The organism is Solibacillus sp. FSL W7-1472 (assembly GCF_037969775.1).
Taxonomy (GTDB): Bacteria; Bacillota; Bacilli; order Bacillales_A; family Planococcaceae; genus Solibacillus; species Solibacillus silvestris.
On sequence record NZ_CP150208.1, the window covers coordinates 3,173,958 to 3,195,105 of the forward strand.

23 protein-coding genes are annotated in these 21,148 nt (G+C 37.8%); 9 read left to right on the forward strand and 14 right to left on the reverse strand.

Annotated elements, in window-relative coordinates:
* Positions 1-179 precede the first annotated feature (179 nt).
* The gene (locus MKY07_RS15870) at positions 180-1,049 is read left to right on the forward strand and encodes a polysaccharide deacetylase family protein (RefSeq protein WP_339263087.1); all 870 of its coding nucleotides are present in this window, start codon (positions 180-182) and stop codon (positions 1,047-1,049) included.
* A gap of 106 nt (positions 1,050-1,155) precedes the next feature.
* On the opposite strand, the gene MKY07_RS15875 is transcribed toward MKY07_RS15870, so the two are convergent.
* From MKY07_RS15875 to MKY07_RS15890, 4 genes are all read right to left on the reverse strand, one after another.
* Positions 1,156-1,908 carry an SDR family oxidoreductase gene (locus MKY07_RS15875; RefSeq protein WP_339263089.1) on the reverse strand — a complete coding sequence of 251 codons (753 nt, stop codon included), beginning with the start codon at positions 1,906-1,908 and terminating at the stop codon, positions 1,156-1,158.
* A 170-nt stretch (positions 1,909-2,078) separates the two neighbouring features.
* Positions 2,079-2,759 (reverse strand): hypothetical protein, encoded by a 681-nt coding sequence (locus MKY07_RS15880; protein WP_065216800.1) that lies wholly within the window; start codon positions 2,757-2,759, stop codon positions 2,079-2,081.
* 1 nt (position 2,760) lies between these two features.
* Positions 2,761-3,309: a zf-HC2 domain-containing protein gene (locus MKY07_RS15885; protein WP_065216799.1), complete on the reverse strand. Its 549-nt coding sequence runs from the start codon at positions 3,307-3,309 to the stop codon at positions 2,761-2,763.
* On the reverse strand, positions 3,306-3,800 hold the full coding sequence (locus MKY07_RS15890; protein ID WP_065216798.1) for an RNA polymerase sigma factor: 495 nt from the start codon (positions 3,798-3,800) through the stop codon (positions 3,306-3,308). The genes MKY07_RS15885 and MKY07_RS15890 overlap by 4 nt, the downstream gene beginning before the upstream one ends.
* A gap of 666 nt (positions 3,801-4,466) precedes the next feature.
* Between MKY07_RS15890 and MKY07_RS15895 the strand changes: the two genes are divergently transcribed.
* The 3 genes from MKY07_RS15895 to MKY07_RS15905 all read left to right on the forward strand — a co-directional run bounded on the left by MKY07_RS15895 (position 4,467) and on the right by MKY07_RS15905 (position 6,698).
* Positions 4,467-5,687: a YHYH domain-containing protein gene (locus MKY07_RS15895; RefSeq protein ID WP_065216797.1), complete on the forward strand. Its 1,221-nt coding sequence runs from the start codon at positions 4,467-4,469 to the stop codon at positions 5,685-5,687.
* Positions 5,688-5,748: 61 nt separating this feature from the next.
* Positions 5,749-6,363 (forward strand): PH domain-containing protein, encoded by a 615-nt coding sequence (locus MKY07_RS15900; RefSeq protein WP_197494733.1) that lies wholly within the window; start codon positions 5,749-5,751, stop codon positions 6,361-6,363.
* Positions 6,364-6,413: 50 nt separating this feature from the next.
* A complete protein-coding gene (locus tag MKY07_RS15905; protein ID WP_014822851.1) occupies positions 6,414-6,698 on the forward strand; it encodes a type II toxin-antitoxin system HicB family antitoxin in 285 nt (94 codons plus the stop codon).
* Positions 6,699-6,849: 151 nt separating this feature from the next.
* Here the strand turns inward: MKY07_RS15905 and MKY07_RS15910 are convergent, their stop codons facing one another.
* The 5 genes from MKY07_RS15910 to MKY07_RS15930 all read right to left on the reverse strand — a co-directional run bounded on the left by MKY07_RS15910 (position 6,850) and on the right by MKY07_RS15930 (position 11,456).
* Positions 6,850-7,329 carry a hypothetical protein gene (locus MKY07_RS15910; protein WP_339263091.1) on the reverse strand — a complete coding sequence of 160 codons (480 nt, stop codon included), beginning with the start codon at positions 7,327-7,329 and terminating at the stop codon, positions 6,850-6,852.
* 248 nt (positions 7,330-7,577) lie between these two features.
* Positions 7,578-8,468: a DMT family transporter gene (locus tag MKY07_RS15915; RefSeq protein ID WP_339264663.1), complete on the reverse strand. Its 891-nt coding sequence runs from the start codon at positions 8,466-8,468 to the stop codon at positions 7,578-7,580.
* 153 nt (positions 8,469-8,621) lie between these two features.
* Complete coding sequence (locus MKY07_RS15920; RefSeq protein WP_339263092.1) at positions 8,622-9,413, reverse strand: putative hydro-lyase; 792 nt, start codon at positions 9,411-9,413, stop codon at positions 8,622-8,624.
* A 32-nt stretch (positions 9,414-9,445) separates the two neighbouring features.
* Positions 9,446-10,684: an NRAMP family divalent metal transporter gene (locus tag MKY07_RS15925; RefSeq protein ID WP_339263094.1), complete on the reverse strand. Its 1,239-nt coding sequence runs from the start codon at positions 10,682-10,684 to the stop codon at positions 9,446-9,448.
* Positions 10,671-11,456 (reverse strand): 5-oxoprolinase subunit PxpA, encoded by a 786-nt coding sequence (locus tag MKY07_RS15930; protein ID WP_339263096.1) that lies wholly within the window; start codon positions 11,454-11,456, stop codon positions 10,671-10,673. Before MKY07_RS15930 ends, MKY07_RS15925 begins: the two co-directional genes overlap by 14 nt.
* Positions 11,457-11,727: 271 nt before the next feature.
* Between MKY07_RS15930 and pxpB the strand changes: the two genes are divergently transcribed.
* Complete coding sequence (gene pxpB, locus MKY07_RS15935; protein ID WP_339263098.1) at positions 11,728-12,462, forward strand: 5-oxoprolinase subunit PxpB; 735 nt, start codon at positions 11,728-11,730, stop codon at positions 12,460-12,462.
* On the forward strand, positions 12,459-13,454 hold the full coding sequence (locus MKY07_RS15940; protein WP_339263100.1) for a biotin-dependent carboxyltransferase family protein: 996 nt from the start codon (positions 12,459-12,461) through the stop codon (positions 13,452-13,454). The genes pxpB and MKY07_RS15940 overlap by 4 nt, the downstream gene beginning before the upstream one ends.
* Before the next feature lie 89 nt (positions 13,455-13,543).
* Here the strand turns inward: MKY07_RS15940 and MKY07_RS15945 are convergent, their stop codons facing one another.
* From MKY07_RS15945 to MKY07_RS15955, 3 genes are all read right to left on the reverse strand, one after another.
* Positions 13,544-14,299, reverse strand: coding sequence for an IclR family transcriptional regulator (locus tag MKY07_RS15945; protein WP_339263101.1), 756 nt, complete (start codon positions 14,297-14,299; stop codon positions 13,544-13,546).
* 373 nt (positions 14,300-14,672) lie between these two features.
* Positions 14,673-15,266 (reverse strand): hypothetical protein, encoded by a 594-nt coding sequence (locus MKY07_RS15950; protein WP_339263103.1) that lies wholly within the window; start codon positions 15,264-15,266, stop codon positions 14,673-14,675.
* 167 nt (positions 15,267-15,433) lie between these two features.
* The gene (locus MKY07_RS15955) at positions 15,434-15,817 is read right to left on the reverse strand and encodes a RidA family protein (RefSeq protein ID WP_339263104.1); all 384 of its coding nucleotides are present in this window, start codon (positions 15,815-15,817) and stop codon (positions 15,434-15,436) included.
* 105 nt (positions 15,818-15,922) lie between these two features.
* Here MKY07_RS15955 and MKY07_RS15960 point away from each other — a divergent pair, with 105 nt between their 5' ends.
* Both MKY07_RS15960 and MKY07_RS15965 read left to right on the forward strand, forming a co-directional pair.
* Complete coding sequence (locus tag MKY07_RS15960) at positions 15,923-16,261, forward strand: helix-turn-helix domain-containing protein (RefSeq protein ID WP_339263107.1); 339 nt, start codon at positions 15,923-15,925, stop codon at positions 16,259-16,261.
* A 107-nt stretch (positions 16,262-16,368) separates the two neighbouring features.
* Positions 16,369-17,373: a VanZ family protein gene (locus MKY07_RS15965; RefSeq protein WP_339263108.1), complete on the forward strand. Its 1,005-nt coding sequence runs from the start codon at positions 16,369-16,371 to the stop codon at positions 17,371-17,373.
* 94 nt (positions 17,374-17,467) lie between these two features.
* On the opposite strand, the gene MKY07_RS15970 is transcribed toward MKY07_RS15965, so the two are convergent.
* Positions 17,468-17,971: a YetF domain-containing protein gene (locus MKY07_RS15970; protein WP_339263110.1), complete on the reverse strand. Its 504-nt coding sequence runs from the start codon at positions 17,969-17,971 to the stop codon at positions 17,468-17,470.
* Positions 17,972-18,884: 913 nt separating this feature from the next.
* On the opposite strand from MKY07_RS15970, the gene MKY07_RS15975 reads away from it, so the two are divergent.
* The gene (locus MKY07_RS15975) at positions 18,885-19,715 is read left to right on the forward strand and encodes a glycerophosphodiester phosphodiesterase family protein (protein ID WP_339263112.1); all 831 of its coding nucleotides are present in this window, start codon (positions 18,885-18,887) and stop codon (positions 19,713-19,715) included.
* A gap of 302 nt (positions 19,716-20,017) precedes the next feature.
* Here MKY07_RS15975 and MKY07_RS15980 read toward each other — a convergent pair whose 3' ends face one another.
* Positions 20,018-21,115 carry a hypothetical protein gene (locus MKY07_RS15980; RefSeq protein ID WP_339263114.1) on the reverse strand — a complete coding sequence of 366 codons (1,098 nt, stop codon included), beginning with the start codon at positions 21,113-21,115 and terminating at the stop codon, positions 20,018-20,020.
* Positions 21,116-21,148: the final 33 nt, after the last annotated feature.

Here is a 21,148-nt window from a genome sequence, read left to right on the forward strand (position 1 = left end):
CAAGCCCCCACCTCCATTAGTGTTGGGGCTATTTGACGATTGCAATCATTTATAATCTGACAAGCTCTTTCGGAGCAAACGTTCGTAATTACTTTTAAACAATTATGTGAAATATAAACACATTTAAGTTAGGATAGCCCTCTCTAAAAGGGGCATCAATATAAAAAGGAGGTGAATGGATGAAAGAACGAATAGTCAAGTGGTTGTTGGTTACGGGGTTTGTATTTTGTTTGCCTATAACAGTTATCATGAGCGTTTATGCGAACGAGGGACCCTTGGCAGATGGCGCAAGGCAATGGTTGAAAGCTGACTTACAGGTTAATGCGGAACAAGATTTATCTGACCATATAGGAGTAACTAAGATTTCCGTGCGGAATCCTGAGCAGCCTGTTGACCTAAGAATTCTACAACAACGGTATCCAGAAATATTTTTCTTACAAGGTCCTACAGATCAAAAACGAATTGCTTTAACTTTTGATGATGGTCCTGATCCTCGATTTTCAAATGATGTATTAAATGTATTAAAACAGTACAATGTTCCAGCAACATTCTTCGTATTAGGTTCAAAAGCCGTTGCTAACCCTGAAATTGTCAAGCGAATGCAAAACGAGGGTCATGTAATCGGAAATCATACCTACGCCCACCCTAACCTTGTCGAAGAAGCTGACCTCGGAACGCTTGAGAGGGAAGCAACTAGAACGGAAGATGCTCTTAACGAAATTATTGGTTACCGGACAAAATTATTTAGACCACCTTATGGCTTCCTATACAATGAATTAGTCGAGAAGCTTGGGAAAATGAACTATAACGTAATTGCCTGGGATATTGATTCGTTGGATTGGCAAGAAGATCCGCCAGAAGTTATTGCTTCGCGAGTAGTAGACAACATTCATCCCGGCGCGATTATTCTCATGCATGATGGTGCAGAATCGACTGGGGATCGAACGAATACAATCTTATCACTTCAACAAATTATTCCAAAACTGCAAGAGCAAGGCTATGAATTTGTCACAGTTTCAGATTTGTTGAGTATTCCATTTGAGAAATAAAACTGCAAAGACGCCTTCTTAATAAGAAAGCGCCTTTTGCATGATTTTAGAGGTATCAGGGAGTTATCCCTTTATCCGTTTCGTTGTATTTATTTAATGTACGATGTTAATGGAGCATAATCGAGCCGCCATCAACCATCAATGTTTGACCTGTTATATATTTAGAGTCTTCCGAAGCTAAAAAGACAGCAGCACGTCCGATATCTTGTTCCGGATCACCGAATTTACCCATCGGAATACCTGCAAGTACACCTTCATAATATTCCGGCTGTGCTTTTGCCCAAGCTTGTACACCCTCTGAATTGGCAATTGGTGAGATCAGGTTTGCTGTAATACCATCTGCGCCAAATTCATTTGCTACGACACGCGTAATACCGCGAATCGCTTCTTTCGCTGCAGCATAGGCAGCTTGTGTTTTATGCCCTTTTAACCCGGCACCTGAAGCAAAGTTAATAATATTACCACGCGTTTTCTTTAAATGTGGAATAGCAGCCTGCATTAAATACCATGTAGGATAGAAGCCTGTATCCATTGACAATGCTAAATGTTCTGGAGTTGTTTCAAGGAATGGAACTTGCTTAGAAGCATGTGCATTATTTACTAACACATCTAAACGACCATATTTCTCGACAACTTGTTCCACGACATTTTTTAGTTGATCATGCTTTGTTAAATCAAATTCAATAAAGCTAGATTGTGGTGAATGTTGCTGTAAATCCGCTAATACGTTTGCGCCGGCTTCCGGATTGAGATCAACTGCCACAACAATTGCTCCCTCTTTCACCATTGCACGACCTATACCAGCACCAATACCACCTGCACCACCTGTAATGATCACTACCTTGTCTTTTAATTTCAATACAATTTCTCCTTCTCAGAAAAACCACAAACCTAACGTGATTGTTCCCAGTATCGTTAATAAATTTTTGTTACTAACAACCTAAATATACAACTTCATCATTTTAGAGGCAAATTATCAATCTAAGTTATTATGCGCTAACTGGACTAATGCTATTACAGAAATTCGCTTTAATCTAAAACATTCAATGTCAATTCCTGATCTGGAGTAAAACCGACATACGTATACATTTCTTCTTCGTTTTCCAAACTGCGATACCCTACCTCAGTCAGATAATAATTAATGGATTCATTATTCAGTAACTCCTGTATTTCCTTACATTGCTCCAACATTTGTTCTTTTGTCAACTCGCCATTTTCAACTTCAAGCATAATGTGCATCGGCTTGGGTGTTTTTAGCTTCGGTGTCCATGCCTCGGTAACATTGTTGTATACTTCCACATTTGTAGTCACTGAATCAACTTGCGGCACTTTTCCCTGAAGCAGTGTTAAAATATACTGCTCTGCTTCCGTATTCAGCTTGTCGGATACCTCATTGTCTATGTTGGTTTCATGAATTGTATCACTAAAAACTTCATAGGGCTCAGAACCGGAAACATAAAACGTATAGGTAGTTTCAACTGCCAGCGAGTCCTTTTTCACCACTTCAAACTGATACGTGTCATCTGTCCAACCGTATCCTACCTGTTTAATCTCATAGTCCGTGTCCGGATAAGTTTCTTGCAAAAATGTTTCTAAGCTTTCCTTTGCTTTTTGTTTATCCAATGTATTGCCGCTCATTTGCATGTAAGCTAATACTAGGATACCAATTAATAAAACAGCGACCACGCTATATATTATTTTCTTTTTCATATTAATTTTCCTCTCTTATTTTAAGAATACAAAAGCCGATAACAATTCCGATAAAAGTAAATATTAAATGGACAATCACGGCTGTGAGTGCGATGAGAAAACCTTCCAAAAAGCTTTCTGCATAAAAGTTACCGAACCAATCCGTCATATACAACAGACTGTTCCATATAAAATTCGGTACCCCTGCAAGCAGAACGGCAATAAGAATTGAGCGGTAAAATAAATATGTTACCGCGCCCAGTAAGGCATAGGTAAGGATAAATCCACTATTGTTATTCATCACGGTCGTCCCCATTGCCAATATAAAGGCAATCGCAATAAAGAAAATCTGTATCGTTGTCAGCTTCAGTGTGATGTTCCGAATCATTTTTTTAGAGCCACCACCACGTTCTACTTCAACAGGCAGCGGAATTTGAGATTGTTCTGCAATCTGGCGGCACTCTTGGCAACTTTTCAAGTGTTCCTCGACAAATTGTTTTGTTCCTAGCTGAAGCAAATCTTCCTCGTATAAAGGTAAAAGATCTTGTACAATCGGACATTCCTTGTTCATAAAGTCGCCTCCATTAATTTTTGAATCTTTAATTTCAGCCGGTGAAACGTCACCCGCGCATAGTTCTCTGATTTACCAATTAAGACACCAATTTCTGCAAAGCTCAGTTCTCCATATATGCGCAGCAATACAATTTCCCTTGAGGCATCATCTAGTTTTGAAATATGATGTAAAAGTATTCTTGTGTCTTCATGGATTTCTGCTAACTCTTCTAGTGATTGCATTTCAGTTTCTGGAATCGCTGCGAGTTTTTGCATTAAGCTTTGCTGATACTTGTTTTTCCGGTAATATTTTTTTAGTAAATTCCCCGCAATCGAGAATATCCATGTCGACAAAGTGGAATGTCCATTAAAGGAGCCAATACTTTTACAGGCCTCATAAAAGGTATCGTGGCAAAGATCTTGAGCAGTCATCCGATTTCCTGTCTTAGATAAAAAAAACGCATAGAGTTTTGGATGAATTTGTTCATATTGTTCCTCTAGCTTGTTCATAACTGCCCTCACCTTCTTGTTGTACGTAGTATTAATACCACGACCCTCTATTTCGTTACAAATTATTTTAAAATATTTTTTATCAGTGTTTCCGTAGATTTCTCAATCCAGGTGTAGATATATATTATGACTCCTGAATAGTATCGGGGTAAAAGCTCCCATGAACACTCCCATGAACAGCAAAAATAAGAGAACTCCGGTTCAGTACCGAAATCCTCTATTCCAATTAATCTTAAAAAGGTACATTTGTCGTTGCCAAAATGGGAAGTACAGAAACGCGGATGGTCTTCTTTAAAGATACTGAAGGAATTACACATACTTTGATAAAAAACTCTTTTATATTCCATTTAAAATATACATGTCCTCTTTTTGTCCAAGTTTCTGCATATGGGACCCTGATAAAATTTTAGCTATGATACAGTTTTCTAGAAAAAAGTAGATTAATATATAAACAAAACCCTTCCCTCTATTCTACAAAGGAAGTCCTCGTTCAATTAATGGAATATTTACCCTCTATAACTAATAATAGTTAGACTTTACCACTATCATCCATTACTATGTATATATCTGCTACAAAAAAGGTAGTTAATTTGCAACAGAATAGACAAGTTTCTAATATTCTTTTGTTCCTGTAGTATATATAAATTTGATTAAGGAGAGAAAATTGTGAATAAAAAAATAGTTATCTTTACACTATTATTTACTTTTTTGTTTGGAACAATGACTTTTGCTCACTCTGGAAGAACCGATTCAAGTGGTGGGCATAACTGTAGCGAAAAGTCTCAAGCGAAGGGATTGTGCTCAGGTTACCACTATCATAATGGAGGAAGTTCTACAAAGAGTAGTTATATAAATAGCAGTCCCACAATTAAAAGAACGGATAAAAATTGTTCAGACTTTGCTTCATATGATGAAGTAGTAAGTTACTGGAACTCAAAAGGCTACTCTGCAACAAATGATCCGGAAAATCTCGATGGTTGGGGCAACGGTAAGGTAGACGATGGAATCCCATGTGAAGCACCTAGTTCGTATGACAAAACGAAAATAAATAACAGTCCAGAACAAGTTCAATACAAGGAAGAACAACTAGCGATTAAAAACGGAGAAAAACAAGGATATAATCAAGGTTTAAGTGATGGATATAATGAAGTTCCATCTAATAACGTTACTTCAAATGATTCCTCTACTTTCAAACAAGGGTATACAAGCGGGTACGATAAAGGCTATAAAGAAGGTAAAACGAAAATTGAGGGTGAAAAAGTAAAAGCTAGTAGAGAAGGATATGCTCTAGGTCAAAAACAAGACAATATTGCAATAGCTGGTAAATATTCAAATCACCAAGGACTTAAAAATTCTTTTGAAAGTGGTTTTAATCAGGCAGTAACGGAACGAGTGGAAACAAAGAAAAAGAAATTTACGGAGCTAGGCTATGAAGACGGCAAAAAAGATACATATTCCCCTCCAACAGATGTGGAGAAAGTTTATGGTAACTCGTATCAAAATGGGTACGATAAAGGACAAAATGAATTAAAACAAGAGTATGTCCAACAAGGTTATGAAGCAGCCTTTACAATGATTAAGTATCATGAACCTGATTTAACGAACGAAAAATTCAAAGAATGGCATGAGGAAGGTTTTGCTTCCAATAAAGAAGCTGTAAAAATCGGAGATGCCGGTTTTATGTTAGGGCAACAAGGCGATGATTTTGTAATCCCGTCTGATTATAAGAAAGCTGAGCCACTTTACACGCATTATTATGAGCTTGGTTTTAAAGAGTACGAAGAAGAGCAAGATGCCAAACAAAAAGCGGTTACTGGTAGCATTGGGGTCGCTGCACTCGCCTGGTTAGGCAGAAGAGTATACGTAGTAAAAAAAATGATTGGTTAAGGAGATTGTAATGAGCATATATCGAACAATGTGCTATAAGGTTGAGGACGTAATCGTTAAAGTGTTATCAAAAAAGCTCGATCAAGCAACAGTTAAAGAAAAAGTAAACTCCTATAGAATAGAACAAGGAAATCTTCTTACACAAAAGAAAACAGATAAAGCAAAGAAATTGGCTGAACAAAATAGTGAGAGAATCAAAAAACGTGAAGCTCTGCTTGAAAAGCGGCTAGCTCAAAAGGAACAAGAAAAACAAGAAATAGAAACGCTAATATCTACATTTTTAGAAAACAGTAAAGAGTATTCTCAATATGAATTCAATGAAGTTAAAAAGAATAAAACATTCTTTCAATTACTTCCCCAACGAGTATTGGAACAAAATGAAAAAGCATTGACTTTTATTTTCTGCGAGTATGACAAATCAAGTAAAAAAGAAATTAAAGGGTACTTAATTCCTACTAATAAAAGAGTCTTGTTTTTAACTAAGGATCTTAACCACATGGAAAAATTCCGATACCAAACGATTATAAATGTGAATTCGTACAAGGATGGTATTTTTGAAAGAGAACTCCGGATTCAGTATGGTAAGAGAAAACTCGAATTTGATGAAATATTTGATCAGGAGCAAATGAAGAAAGTCGGAAATACAATTTTAAATCAATCAACGACGAAGGTTTAGAAAAAATTTTTAGTATAATAATTGATTCTATATTTAGGAGGTTTTGTTAATTGGCCAATTACATTTTTCCGGCGATTTTTGAGGCTGGCTATGAGCATGAACAGGGCTATACTGTAACCTTCCCAGATTTACCGGGCTGCATCACTGAGGGTGATACATTAGAGGAATCTATTTACATGGCGAAGGATGCTTTAGCTGGTTATCTGAGTATCATGGAAGAAGATGGTGAAGAAATCCCAGCTGTATCAAATGCTCATGGAACTGAACTACCTCAGGGTGCTTTTATCATAGATATAGAAGTAAATACTGACAACTTCTTCAGAATCAACACATAATAATTTTTTGACTTAGGCTCGGTTATTTTTATAATTATTAAAAAACTTCAATAGTTACAAGCCCTCATTCTATCTTAGAAAAAGTATTTCAAAGATAGCATTGGGGGTTTTTCATTCACTTATGATTGAGTAACGACAAGCCGAGACTTTACTAATCCCAATAATTAAACACTAAATCTCCTACTGTCTGTGATCGGAAATGCTTCATAAAACGGAGCTCCACATCATTAAGTTCATTTTCATTCATCAGAACAATACCACTGCCTTTTGTTTGATATACTAAGGGCTCTGCTAATTGTGATGCTGTTAAAACTGTATAGTGATTTTCAAACAAGGCGCCCAATAATTCATGATCGATAAATTTTAAGCCCCCAATTTCACAGTTGCTAGTGAAGGCTATATCATCATACATATTATTGTGGAAAATATATAACTCTTCCCTATTGATTTTCACATGAGCATGGGCATAGCCAAGATCAAGATCAGGTTCATAAAAGGCTAAAATGCTCCCATTTAATTTCTGAACATACGCGTAGCAATATTTTTTAAATTCAGCAGTAAGGGCTACCCAATCACGCTCAAGTGATAAATCCCCTGCACTAAAGCCTGTTACGCCTCTTTTTAAAATCATACATAACCCCCCTCTCTTGAATTCTATTTTAAGATGTATAGTATGTATAACGGTTGTCTATCACCGTTCTCCTTTAGCTTGCCATAGCTACTGTAATTAAAGCAAAAAAGTACATCCTGATAAAATCAAGATATACTCGGGTTTAATTATCTATATCCTTATGTTGTGAAAACTCGATTAGCTGTAAACGCTAAACCATACCCTCTCTTTAAAGCATGAGGTTCCAGACGATTTCAGTGCACCAATCTTTAATCCTTACTGATACTTTGGTTTTTCGTTTTATACTGGAAATTCACAAAATAAATGCTTATGGCTACTAGCAGCATCCCGATAACCAGCGAATAGGTCACCGTTTCTCCTAAGAATAGCACTCCGAGAAGAACAGCGACAATCGGAATGAGAAACGTATAGGAACCAACTTTGCTTGCCTCACCAGCGTTAACTAGATTGTAGTAAAGAATGTAGGCTAACGGTATGCCAATGGTCGCACCAAAGCCGAGCCCTGATAGATAATTCCGATTCCATTCGATGGCAGACCAGCTTTCAAACACCGATCCGGTACCTAAAAGAAAAACCCCGCCAATGATACATTGAAGTGCTACCATCCAATATGCATCTACTTCTTTGCTTATTTTCTTTACGTATATTACTCCGAACGCCCAACTTACAGCAGTTAGTAACCCGAGCGTAACGCCGATTGCTGAAACATGGACGGTCAGACCATCCACACTAACGACCGCTACCCCTACAAACCCTAGAAACAACCCGAGGATTTTGACTGGTGATAAATATTCACCGAGTAATAGCCAAGCGAAAAGGCCAAGTAAAATCGGTTGAAAATAGACAAGAACGGAAAACAAGCCACTTGGTAAATAGAGCAATCCTGCCGTCTGAAGTCCGAAAAACAGGATCGTGTTAAAGAAAGCCCCAATACAATACTTTTGCCAGTTTTCCCGCCAATTGACTCTTTTCCTAGTCTTCCAAATGATAACTGTCAGCAGGATGCCTCCTAAAAGCGCACGTTGCCCGGCATAAAGCAATGGCGGTGAGTAGGGTACCGCTAATTTATTGATTGGCCAGCTCGCGCCCCAAATTAAGATGAGGGCAATAAGTGCAACAGTCGATTTTTTAAACACTATTTAAATCCCCTTTCATCGGCAAAAAGCATGTCCCTATAATCACTGCAAAGTTCAAAGAGACGATGCACGGTTGCATCGCCTCACATATTAGTAAGAGTATTTCACACCCTACTTTACAATCTATCTTACTATGAAAGTATGATTCACATACATCTATAACACACTGAATGCTTCATCCTTTATATCACTGATGAACATATGTCCTGGTGCATGAGTAATCATAATCGAAGGCTTACTTTCCATCGCAACAGCTTGTGGAGTCACACCACAAGCCCAAAATACCGGAACCTCCCCTGTTTTGAATGGGACAGCATCTCCAAAATCAGGTTTTGTAATATCCTTGATGCCAATTTGGGCAGGATCTCCAATATGTATTGGCGCACCGTGTACTGCCGGGAAACGTGATGTAATCTGGACAGCACGGATGGCATCCTCTGGCGTCATAGGCCGCATACTAACGACTGTCGGCCCCTCGAACATACCTGCTTTGTTACACAGAATGTTTGTTTTATACATCGGAACATTACAGTTTTCCTCGATATGTCTAATCGGAATACCGCTCTCAAGCAATGGGGTTTCAAATGTAAAGCTACAACCGATCAAGAAGCCGACCATATCGTCTTCCCAGTACTCCGTAATATCTGCGACTTCTTCTGTAAAAACACCATCTCGGTAAATACGATATTTCGGGATATCTTTACGGATATCCGCATTTTCGGCAATCATAGCAGGAATATATGAACCAGGCTCCGTCACGTCCAATAAAGGGCATGACTTCGGATTCCGCTGACAGAAAAGCAAAAAGTCAAAGGCATGTTCCTTTTTTAAAATAACCAAGTTCGCTTGTGTATTACCTTTTGACATTCCTGCAGTCGGTCCAGTAATCTCTTGCTTTCTTATCAACTCTCTTATTTCTTGCGGCTCTAACATTCCATAGTTCACCATAAAACCCCTCCCGAATTTGTATTCTTATTCCTTTATTTAAAAACCAATGGTACTTGTTCAATCAAAGTCACTACACTTAAAATACCCATGATTACCACGACAAAAGCGCCCGTAACCGTCAACCAGATCGGATGTTTATATGTACCAACAATATTTTTCTTATGTGCAGCAATTAATAATGTACCTAAACCGATTGGCAAAATGAAGGCATTCAACGCTCCTACAATAAGCAAGATTGTTACCGGCTTTCCAACAAAAGCAAACGTTATTGTTGAAATAACGATAAACGCAATGATAACCCAATTTTGGAATTTCTCAATAAGAGGGTGAAACGTTCGGATAAATGAAACCGACGTATATGCAGCTCCTACAACAGATGTTACCGCCGCAGCCCACATAATTACACCAAACATACGATAACCAATGTCACCTGCAGCTAGCTGGAATACAGAAGCTGGCGGATTCGCTGGATCGATCGCTAGTCCTTTTGATACTACTCCAAGTACGGCCAAGAATAATGCCACACGCATAACACCGGTAACAAGAATCCCTGTAACAGAGCTTTTTGTAACTTCCGGCAATGATTCAACACCTTTAATACCTGCGTCTAATAGACGGTGTCCGCCCGCAAATGTAATATATCCCCCTACCGTTCCACCAACAAGCGTAACAATAGCAAATATACTGATTTGCTCCGGTTTAAACGTATTCACAATCGCCTCTCCAACCGGCGGCGATGTAGTAAATGCCACGTACAGCATGAGGAGAATCATTACAACCCCTGCAATTTGTGCGAATTTATCCATCGCTTTACCTGCTTCTTTCACAACAAATATAAAAATTGCTAAAATCGCACTGACAACAGCACCTGTAATCGGATCCCAGCCAAGCATGGCATTCAGACCCAAGCCTGCACCTGCTACGTTTCCGATATTAAATGCCAAACCGCCAATTACGATAAGTATTGCCAAAACAACGCCCAGCCCAGGTAACACCTTGTTGGCAATTTCTTGTCCACGCAATCCGGAAACGGCAATGATTCTCCAAATATTCATTTGAGAAAAGATGTCTAGTAATAATGAAATTAAAATTACAAAGGCAAAGCTTGCAGCCAATTGCTGTGTAAATACAGTAGTTTGTGTCAAGAAGCCCGGACCAATCGATGACGTGGCCATTAAAAAGGCAGCTCCAAGTAAAACACTTCTACTTACCTTCTTTTTCCCGGTAACGTTGACATCTTTTTGTGTGGCATCAGTTTTAGGATTTTTCATTTTTAACCTCCAACTTACAGATTGCATCTACAGTAATATTGTTCTTAGTCAATGTTTCATTTATATATTTTGCAAAGGCGAGTGCATGTGCACCATCACCGTGAATACAAATAGTATCTGCTCGCAGCGGAACTTCAGTTTTTTGCTCAGAAACTACGATTCCTTTTGTCACCATTTTCACTATTTGCGCTACAGATTGCTCTTGATCTGTAATCATCGCATACTTTTGTGATCGAGAAGTCAATGACCCGTCTGCTTGATACGTGCGGTCTGCAAATACCTCGTGTGCTGTTCGTAGACCAATCTTCTCTCCGGCCTTCGTCAATTCACTGCCGGAAAGTCCAAATAATATCAATGATGGGGATACATCATATACTGCTTGTGCAATCGCTTCGGCAAGCTTTGGATCCTTTGCCGCCATATTGTACAGAGCACCGTGGGGTTTTACATGCTGCATTTTTTCATTGAACGTCATTAAAAACCCTTGCAATGCACCGATTTGATAGACGACCATGTCATACCCTTCTTGGGGAGTAATCGCCATTTCTCTTCGCCCGAATCCGTTCAAATCCGGTAAACCAGGATGCGCACCAATTTTGACACCATTGGCAATGGCCATCTTCACGGTTTCTCTCATCACGCTCGGATCTCCGCCATGAAAACCACAGGCAATATTTGCAGATGTAACGTATTTCAAAATTTCTTCCTGCTCCCCAAGTTTATAGCGACCAAAACTCTCCCCTAAATCACAATTCAAATCTACTTGAAACATATTTCTCCCCTCCATTGATAATCGTTTAATAATTAGTAAGTATTTTCGATGTTCCCGAAATTCGGAACAGTGGTTTTAAAACTAAAACAAATTCTAGCATAAAAATTTTCGCTTGAATATATTATTTGCAAAATTATTCGAAAATTGTAAATATCGCAATATTCTTAACATATATACTTGATTTTAAATTTGAAAACAAATTATAATGTTAGCAATATCCGAATTGAAAAACATAAATACCGAAATTCGAAACCTTAAGGAGCTGTTTAGAATGGCCTATCAGAAAATTAATGCACACATAAGGCCCTTAGGGGATTCTGCGCTCGTCATTCAGTTAGGTGATGGAATCAGCCTTGCCGTCCATGAAAAAGTGAAAAACCTTTGCAATCTATTAGAAAAAGAGCCGTTTACAGGATTGATTGAATCTGTGCCATCTTATAATAGCTTGACCATTTATTACAATCCTGTTGCCGTCTTTTTGTCCAACACGGATAAAGCATCCGCAAGTCCCTATAAGAAAGTAAGTGCAATTATTTTATCGCTGCTGGATCAAATAGAAACAAGTGAAACATCGGAACAACGGCTAATAACAATCCCTGTCGTGTACGGAGGAGAGTTTGGTCCAGATTTGGAATATGTAGCAAGTTATCATGGACTATCTGTTGAAGATGTAATTCAAATACATTCGTCAAACGAGTACTTAGTTTATATGATTGGCTTTGCCCCTGGATTTCCGTTTATGGGCGGGATGGATGAAAGAATTGCAACACCACGTAAGGATTCACCGCGTCTAGCCATCGCACCGGGTTCTGTAGGAATTGCTGGTAAACAAACAGGCATCTACCCGTTGGAAACTCCTGGAGGATGGCAAATTATCGGCAGAACTCCGCTCGATTTGTTTCTTCCGGAACTTTCACCGCCAACTCTGTTACAGGCCGGAGATAGAATCCGCTATGTACCGATAACGCTTGAAGAGTATGCTGTCTATAAGGAGATGAAACAATGAGCATTAAAGTACTTCATCCTGGATTATTGACGACGATTCAAGATTTAGGGAGATTCGGTTCACAAAAGTTTGGAGTCATCGTAAGTGGCGCAATGGATCCGATTTCTCTCAAAATTGCCAATTTACTTGTCGGAAATGACGAAGGCGAAGGAGCACTCGAAATCACACTTTTAGGCACAACGCTCCAATTTGACACGGATGAGTTAGTTGCCATTACAGGTGGAGACCTGCAGCCTACAATTGATGGAGAAAAAGCGCCAATGTGGAGACCTGTCCTCATTCGTAAAGGTTCTGTTTTAAAATTCAAGTCAGCAATTAATGGGTGCAGAGCCTACGTGGCATTCGCTGGCGGAATCGTCGTGCCTGAAGTTATGGGAAGTAAAAGCACTTATTTGCGCGCAGCTATTGGAGGACTTCAAGGCAGAGCATTACAAAAAGGAGATGTATTGGACAGCGGACAATTCAATCCAATCAGTCAGGCATTTGTTCGTCAGCTCGAAAAAACGGCGATTCACTTTAATTGGTCTGTCGACTATACAGAGTTAATATCATTCGATAAAACACAAACGATCAGGGTGTTACATGGTGCTGAGTTTGAGCGTTTTGATATTGGAAGTCAACAAGCATTTTTCTCTAAGCCCTATAAATTAACGACGCAAGCGGATCGAATGGGCTATCGGTTGGATGGCGAACCACTCAGCCTTTCAGAGAAATTTGAATTATTATCTGAAGGCGTTACGTACGGTACAATTCAAGTACCCTCAAACGGCCAGCCTATTATTCTGATGGCTGATCGACAAACGACAGGAGGATATCCAAAAATCGGTCAAGTCATTTCCGTTGATCTCCCTTGTTTAGCACAGATGCAGCCAAACAGTAACATTCAGTTCAAGAAATTTTCCCTTGAACAGGCAGAATTAGAATTAATCAAGCAAGAGCAGTTGCTGCGTAAATTAGCAATGGGTATTCAGTTTAAAGCACTTCATCAATAAGAGCACATGAAACCGCGATACATAACCGTATTTAGAAACAAAACGAGGCGATCTCGCATCCAATTGATGCAAAGACCGCCTCGTTCATTTTATTTGCGATAGCCTAATTGCATTGAAATATCCTCAGCAACTTTTTTTACCTTTTTGGCATAGATCTCAACGTTCTCATCCTGATAATTCGCTTCGATTCCTGCGATACTTATCCCCGCAATAACTTCTCCATTGTGATTAAAAATCGGGGCAGCAATGGCAGCTGTATGGTTTTCCAATTCAGAATGACTGATTGTATAGCCATCGATTCTCGCTTGTTTGATCGTTTCATAAATTTTATCTTTTTCAGTAATTGTCCCGTTTGCAAACGATTTTGGATTGATCGATTCAAGATATGTATCCACTTCTGAATCAGGTAAAAAGGACAAGATTGCCCGTGAACAGGCACCGGCATAAAGCGGACTTTTCCTGCCGATCGAAGTATACAAACGCACCTTTTGTTTTGTGTCTATTTTCTCGATATAGATCGCTTCATCTCCATCTTTAACAATTAAGTTAATGGCTTCCTTCACATCATTATGTAATTCATTCATAAACGGATAAGCAACTTTACGTAAATCAATCCTGCCTAAAACTAGCTGACCGAATTTGAGAAACAACAGTCCAAGTCGGTATTTCGAATCGCTTCCTTTTTCCAAGAACTCCATTTCCTCTAATGACCTGAGCATTCGATAGACCGAAGATTTCGGAATCCCCGATAGATTAATAATTTCTTGAAAGGTTAATTCCGTATTCTCTATAAATAAATTCAATATATCCATCGAACGGACAACCGTTTTATTTTTGTTGTTCATTAATTGTCGTCTGCTCCTTCCCATTCTCCACTTTACATCTATGTACAAAAAGCTTTCCCTAATTGATTACTTCATTGAAATCTATTGAGTATACTTCCGGACTTGATATAACTATTATACCAAGATTAGAAGATAAAACGGAACCTATAGTAAGTGCACATCTAATAAGACACATTTTCTTATGGAACGAAATTCTCTTTATTTGAAGCGTTATTTTAGAGTTTTTTGTATTTTCTCAATAATTAAAAATTTCGACTTATACATAAGGATGTATTGGTTAGATCTTTCCAATTATTCTTAAAAAGGCATGTTTTGAATAGAACTTTCAAAACATGCCTTTGCATAATTTAATGTGAATTATATGTTAAATACTTTATTCTATATTCATCCTTCTTTTAAAGTCTTCCATTTCAAACGGTTCATTATTTCCTTTAATCCGGCTGAATTCATTTAGTAATTCTTCCTGTTTCGCCTGGATTTTCCTTAACTCTGCCATTTGTTGTTCTTGCTCACATTCTCTCGTATATTCAATCGCACAATCCTTTAATGTATCTGCAAGATTGTTTAGTACATAACTTTCAAATTTGTCCAGAATGGTCGGACTTAAATACTTCTGACCTATATTAAGTGTTTTTAACATATGGTTGAGTTCCGTTGCCTTCTGATTCAATTCATTGATTTGGTGTTTATTATTTTCCAACTTTCGAATTGTTAACTTTTCACTTGTACGAAATAAGTAAATAAACGTAGAGATGATGACCACCGAACTTATATAAAATATCATGTTATCCTCAAAACCAGCTAATACTAATAAAATTATCGATAAGGTACTTACTAATAATAATTTCATGAAGGATATCGGGACTGGCTTTTTAAGTTCTATTAAGTTATTTTCAATACTTGCTTTATCTGTTAGTAGTTGTTGCGCTTGCTTGATTTCATCTAAAACCAACTGCTTATTACTCATTAATTTAACCTCCCAAAATTCCAAGTCATTTAATTTCAACTTAGTTTGGTCGGAACAACAAATTTTAAACATGATATTACTAGTCTTAATTGATTAGCGTCCATACAAAGAGATAATTTATTGTAAGCAATATTCAGTTTTTCCGTTTTCTTTATTTTAAATCTACTCTAATCCGCATACGCAATCGCGCTAATTTCGATTAATTGCTCAGGTGAAGCCAAATGATTTACTCCGATCAGGCTGCCGGCTGGGCGATGCTGTCCCATATATTCCTTAAAAATTTCGATAGCCGGCCCTGTATCCTCTTGTGCATTCGTTAAATAAATTTCCAAATAAGCAAGGTTCGATCTTGTAATATTAAATCCTTCTAATACACGGTCTAGATTGGCCAGCGTTTGTCGAGTTTGCGCTTCAATATCTCCTTCACCGACAAAGCCCCCTTCCGAATCATGCGAAAACTGCCCGGAAATATAGACTGTTCCATCTCCACTGAACCCTTGAGAAATGCCATGATCCCAAAGATCGTGGTTGACTGTTTTAATTTTTTTCATTTTTACCATTCCTTTACTTGAGAATAGGTTAAATATAAAATAGTCCTAAATAAAAAAATAGTACGCACTTATTTGAAAGGTACTATCAGAAAGGATAGTGTAAATATGGGGATGTCTGACTATGTAGAGAAGGGCAACGTTTTGGAGACACCTTTTGGTTATACATTATCAATTATTGGCGGCAAGTGGAAAATGCTGATTATTTATATATTGGCAGAACACGAAACCGTACGCTTTAATGAATTGCAAAGAAAGTTGGGGACGATTACCTTCAAAATACTTAGTTCACAGCTTAAAGAATTGGAAGCAGACGGGATGATTATTCGAAATGAATATCCGCAAATCCCCCCTAAAGTAGAATACAGCCTTACCCCTAAAGCACAAACTCTTTTACCAGCTTTGGAACAGTTATGTGATTGGGGATTGAGAAATCAAAAAAATTAGTTAGAATTTTTTTGCGTTTCATAATATAGTTTTTAAGAGACAGAACGAATTTCTAGTAATGAGATTCGTTCTTTTATTTGCTGTTGAGTATTCAGAAAGGACATTTTATGAAACAAATAAATCTACGTAAAATTACAATTGTGCTGTTAACATTCTATACAGCGCTGATCCTCTATTTCTTATATCTTGGATTTAATAGAGGGCTTCTCGGGACAGACTCCAACTTACGATACAACCTAATCCCAGAAGGCCTTGCGTTACACTATCCAATGGGAAAAGCCTTTCAAATCTGGTTTTTCGAGTACGGGAATTTTTTAGCGTTCATCCCTTTTGGCGTAGTTATTCCCCTCCTGTATCGTTGTAGTTTCAAACGTTTTATCATCGGTTTTATCTTGTCGATCACAATGCTTGAAACGCTTCAAATGCTGACACATTTAGGCGCTTTTGATATAAATGACATTATGATCAATTCACTCGGTGCTGCTGTAGGTTTTGCCGCACAGCGAATCGTCAAGGATAACCGAGATAACCTTAAAGGAATTATCAAAATCGTACTGATTTCGATTGTACTTGCGCTTGGAACAATAATCATTGTCGGCGGGATTAATCAATATTTAGAAAATGGCCAAGGAGAAACTGTTGCCCTGAATGACCTGATTGAAGAAGATGGGGCGATCCAGTGGGATGAAAACTTATCCACTTTTACAGTTGGCCAAAATGAAGTAACTCCACAAATTAATTTAATTGATAGAGAGAATACGAATACCAATGAATTCATTTATCTTTTAAATGGCCAATATAAATTTATGACAGGTTATGTGGCAATACCTGACGATGTATTGAACACTACAAGTACAGAGAGTATTGAAATAGAATTCATCAGCGATGGAGAAGTAATTTATTCGGTAGGGTTATCCGCTACAAGTGGAGAAAATGGCGTAGAGTCTTTTGAAGTTCCTCTTAATGAAGTGAATGATTTAACAATAAAGGTAAATAGCGAAGATGCTAATCCGATTACACATACCTTGGTATGGGATGTGACACTTACAGAGGAAAACTCGGGGCAGAAGGTTATTAATTGGGTTAATGGAAAGATTAGGACATTATTTTAATATCAGAGTAAACAAAATATATAGTCCACAAAAAAATGTGCCAAAATCCATGATAATAAAGGATTTTGGCACTCTTTAAATTCCTATGAAATCGTCAGCTTTCTCTACTTACATTAGCCAAGGTATTTCCCGGTTCTCCATTAATAACTGATAAGCTGCCGTCGTTTTCAAGAACGATGGCTTGAACTTCCTTTAAGTCCCCGATTCCATCATTTCGTACAGACTGCAGGATATCGCCCTCGCTAATTCTTTCCTTTTTCATCGTTTCTCTAAGAAATGAACCGTTCAAATAGAGCAAGCTCGGCTCTGACTTAATGAGTTTATTGAATTTTTTCCAACGTACGGATGTGAACGTTAATAGGAATTGCAATAGAAGCAATAGGACAAATGCTAACAATCCTTCAAGTAAGCTCACATTTTTATCCAATAAAATTGTAGAGAGTACAGAACCAATGGCTACTGTTACCACTAAATCGAAAGCATTTAATTGGGTTAATGACCGTTTCCCGGATGTCAGCAGAAAGAAGATTAAACCGATATAAGCAAGAATACCAACAGTGATAATTCGAATAAAACTGTCCAATGTTATTGAGAACACGTTACCAGCTCCTCTCTTTAGTTTCTCTAGTTGGTAATTATAAAAAATAGGTTAAAGATTCTTATCTAAAACATTCTCATAACCACTTAAGTAATCTACTTTTTTTGTATACCCCATTCATAACCTTCCAAATACTCATCGTTTAAATTAAAAGCCTGTTACGCCTATTTTTAAAATCGTACATAAGCGCCCCTCTCTCCGTTCTTCTATAGATTTCCATAGCTACTGTAATTAAAGCAAAAAAGTATATCCTGATAAAATCAAGATATACTCAGATTTAATTATCTATATCCTTATGTTGAGCTAAACCATACCCTCTCTTTGAAGCATGAGGATCCAGGCGGTATCAGTGCACAATTCTTTAATCCTTACTGATACTTTTGCTTTTCGTTTTGTGCTGGAAATTCACAAAATAAATGCTTATGGCTACTAGCAGCATCCCGATAACCAGTGAATATGTCACTGTTTCTCCTAAGATTGAGGATGGCCAATTAAGCGAAGAACTTTTTGAGTCATCCTCTTTTTTGTTTCTACACCTTAAATCAATGCATATATCGAACAATGTGCTATAAGGTTGAGGACGTAATCGTTAAAGTATTAGCAAAAAGCAAGATCAAGCGGCAGCTAAGGGAACTCCGGATTCAGTATGGTTTATGAAAAGAGCGTAGTCCTTACATCAGGATAGCGCTCGCTCCTTGAAATACTAGAGTTCACCCGAGTGTAGTAGGTAAAATAAAGCAGTAGAGAATACAATTCCATTACTATTCTATTACTAGTTTTGTAAAAAATCGTAAGGAAAAAGAGCGAATTTCGTTTACATAATCTTTATTAAGCTATACATAGATCTATATATTCTATTAACATTCCTTTTCTAAAATAAATTTGAATCATATTTTAGATAGGAGATGGAGAATTGAGCAAAAAATTATTAGTGGGAACAGGTATGGCCTTATCGTTATTATTAAGCCCGTTCAGTCAATCATTTGCAGAACAACCAACAGTAGGTGAAAGAAAACAAGTGAGTAATGTAGCACACCGTGGCGCAACAGCTTATACACCTGAAAATACGATTGCCGCTTTTGATCTAGCAGTTGATATGAAAGCCGATTATATTGAAATCGATGTTCAAAGAAGTAAAGATGGTGAATTAGTATTGATTCATGATACCACGGTAGATCGTACAACAGATGGAACGGGAAAAGTTGGAGATTTAACATTGGAACAGCTTAGAAGTCTTGATGCAGGTAGTTGGAAAGGAGAACAATTTGCAGGAGAACCAATCCCAACATTTGAAGAAATTCTAGATCATTACCATGGGAAAATTGGAATTTTAATAGAATTAAAGGCTCCAGAGCTTTACCCTGGTATTGAAGAACAAGTAGCAGCAGCATTAATAGAACGAAATCTCCATAAACCACAAAATGAAAAAATCATTATTCAATCTTTTAACTTTGAATCAATAAAAAAAATGGATCAGCTTCTTCCTAAAGTTCCAATCGGTGTATTAACTTCTAACCGAGCAGATACAACATTAGAAGCTTTACAGGAATTTTCAACTTATGCGGATTGGTTTAACCCAAGTTATGGAATTGTGACGGAAGAATTAGTGAATCAAGTTCACTCTCTTGGAATGCAAATTGGTTCGTGGACGGTTCGTAGTCAAGAAGCAGCAGACTTCCTATTCGAAATGGGCGTTGACGCAATCATTTCTGATTATCCGGATTATGTAGATCCTAGAAACTAATATTCCTGTAAAATAGTTTAAGAAAAGGAGTAGTTGCTACTCCTTTTTTGTTTGGATTTTTTGTTGGTTTTTAGATTAAATTTTATACAAATAAGACCGATTCCGCCCAATCTGCTACACTAATTTGGATACATACTATAAGGGCTAGTAGACTTAAAAATTTCAGAGGGCGCTTTATATGTTTTTATATTACATAAATATTATTCAATCAGAAAAGCTCTAAACGCTGATATCACAGCAATTAGAGCTTTTTGTAATGTGTATATATTAATCTAAGGCATTTCGTTATAACTAACTAAAGTCTAGGACACTTCCCTATTCGAAAGTTGTTTAAAATACATAGATTCCGATTGTTTCAACTTTTTTCGTCGAATCCATGCAACAATCACGACAAGAATTAAAGCAAACCCTAAATAGCCCATAGTTGAGTAAACTTTCCCTACTAAACTTGTGAAGCCAACTAGGCTTGCAGCAAATCCTGCCAAACCAACGACGATAACAGCTGGCTTGAATGACTTCGATTCTGGTGCAAAGAAGCGTACGGTAAAGGCATAGAACATACCGACTGCCGTATTGTACATCATTCCTAAGAGTGCGATTGACATGAGAACACCTACCGCTGGATGAATTTGATTGGCCAGCTCTAATGTTGGCATATCTACCCCTGCCACCACGTCGATTTTTACGAACATCGCGACATTAATCAGAATAATTAATAGACCTAGCATAATCCCGCCAAAAATACCGCCGCGCCCTGCTACTTTACTATCTTTCTCTGTACCACCCATGACGATTAACAGCGCAGCACCCGCAGCGATGTTATAAGAAACATACAATAATGCGCCAATAAACCAATTCCCTGCCGCTGCCGGCTGCTCCTTCGCTAAGTTATCTGCTTGTGACCATGAAAGATCCATCGTAAAGATTGAATAGATTAATATAACAAAGATAACCCCCATTAAATACGGAGTCACACTCGCAATTATATTAATGATATTTTTCACATTTAATAATAATGTCGCAATCGTTAAACCAACCATGATAATGCTGCCAACCATCGGATCAATGCCAAACATTTGATTGAATGTAGAGCCAGAACCTGCAAACATCACGACCGCTACTCCAAATAAGAAGAACGTAATCAGGAAGTCTAAAATGAAGCCTAAATAACGACCACTAATTTGATAAATAACCCCTTTATGGGAATTAACCTGCATTTCCGAGCCTAGCTGTGCTAACGTCATCCCTAAAAAGGCAAAGGCTAATGAAGCGAGTATTCCCCCAACTAGCCCCAGCGTACCGAAACTTGTAAAATACTGCATAATTTCCTGACCAGAGGCAAAGCCCGCGCCGATTATTAAACCGACGAAAGCACCTCCTATTTGTAAACTTCTTTTCATAATGCACCTTCTTATTGTTTGAATTTTCTGATA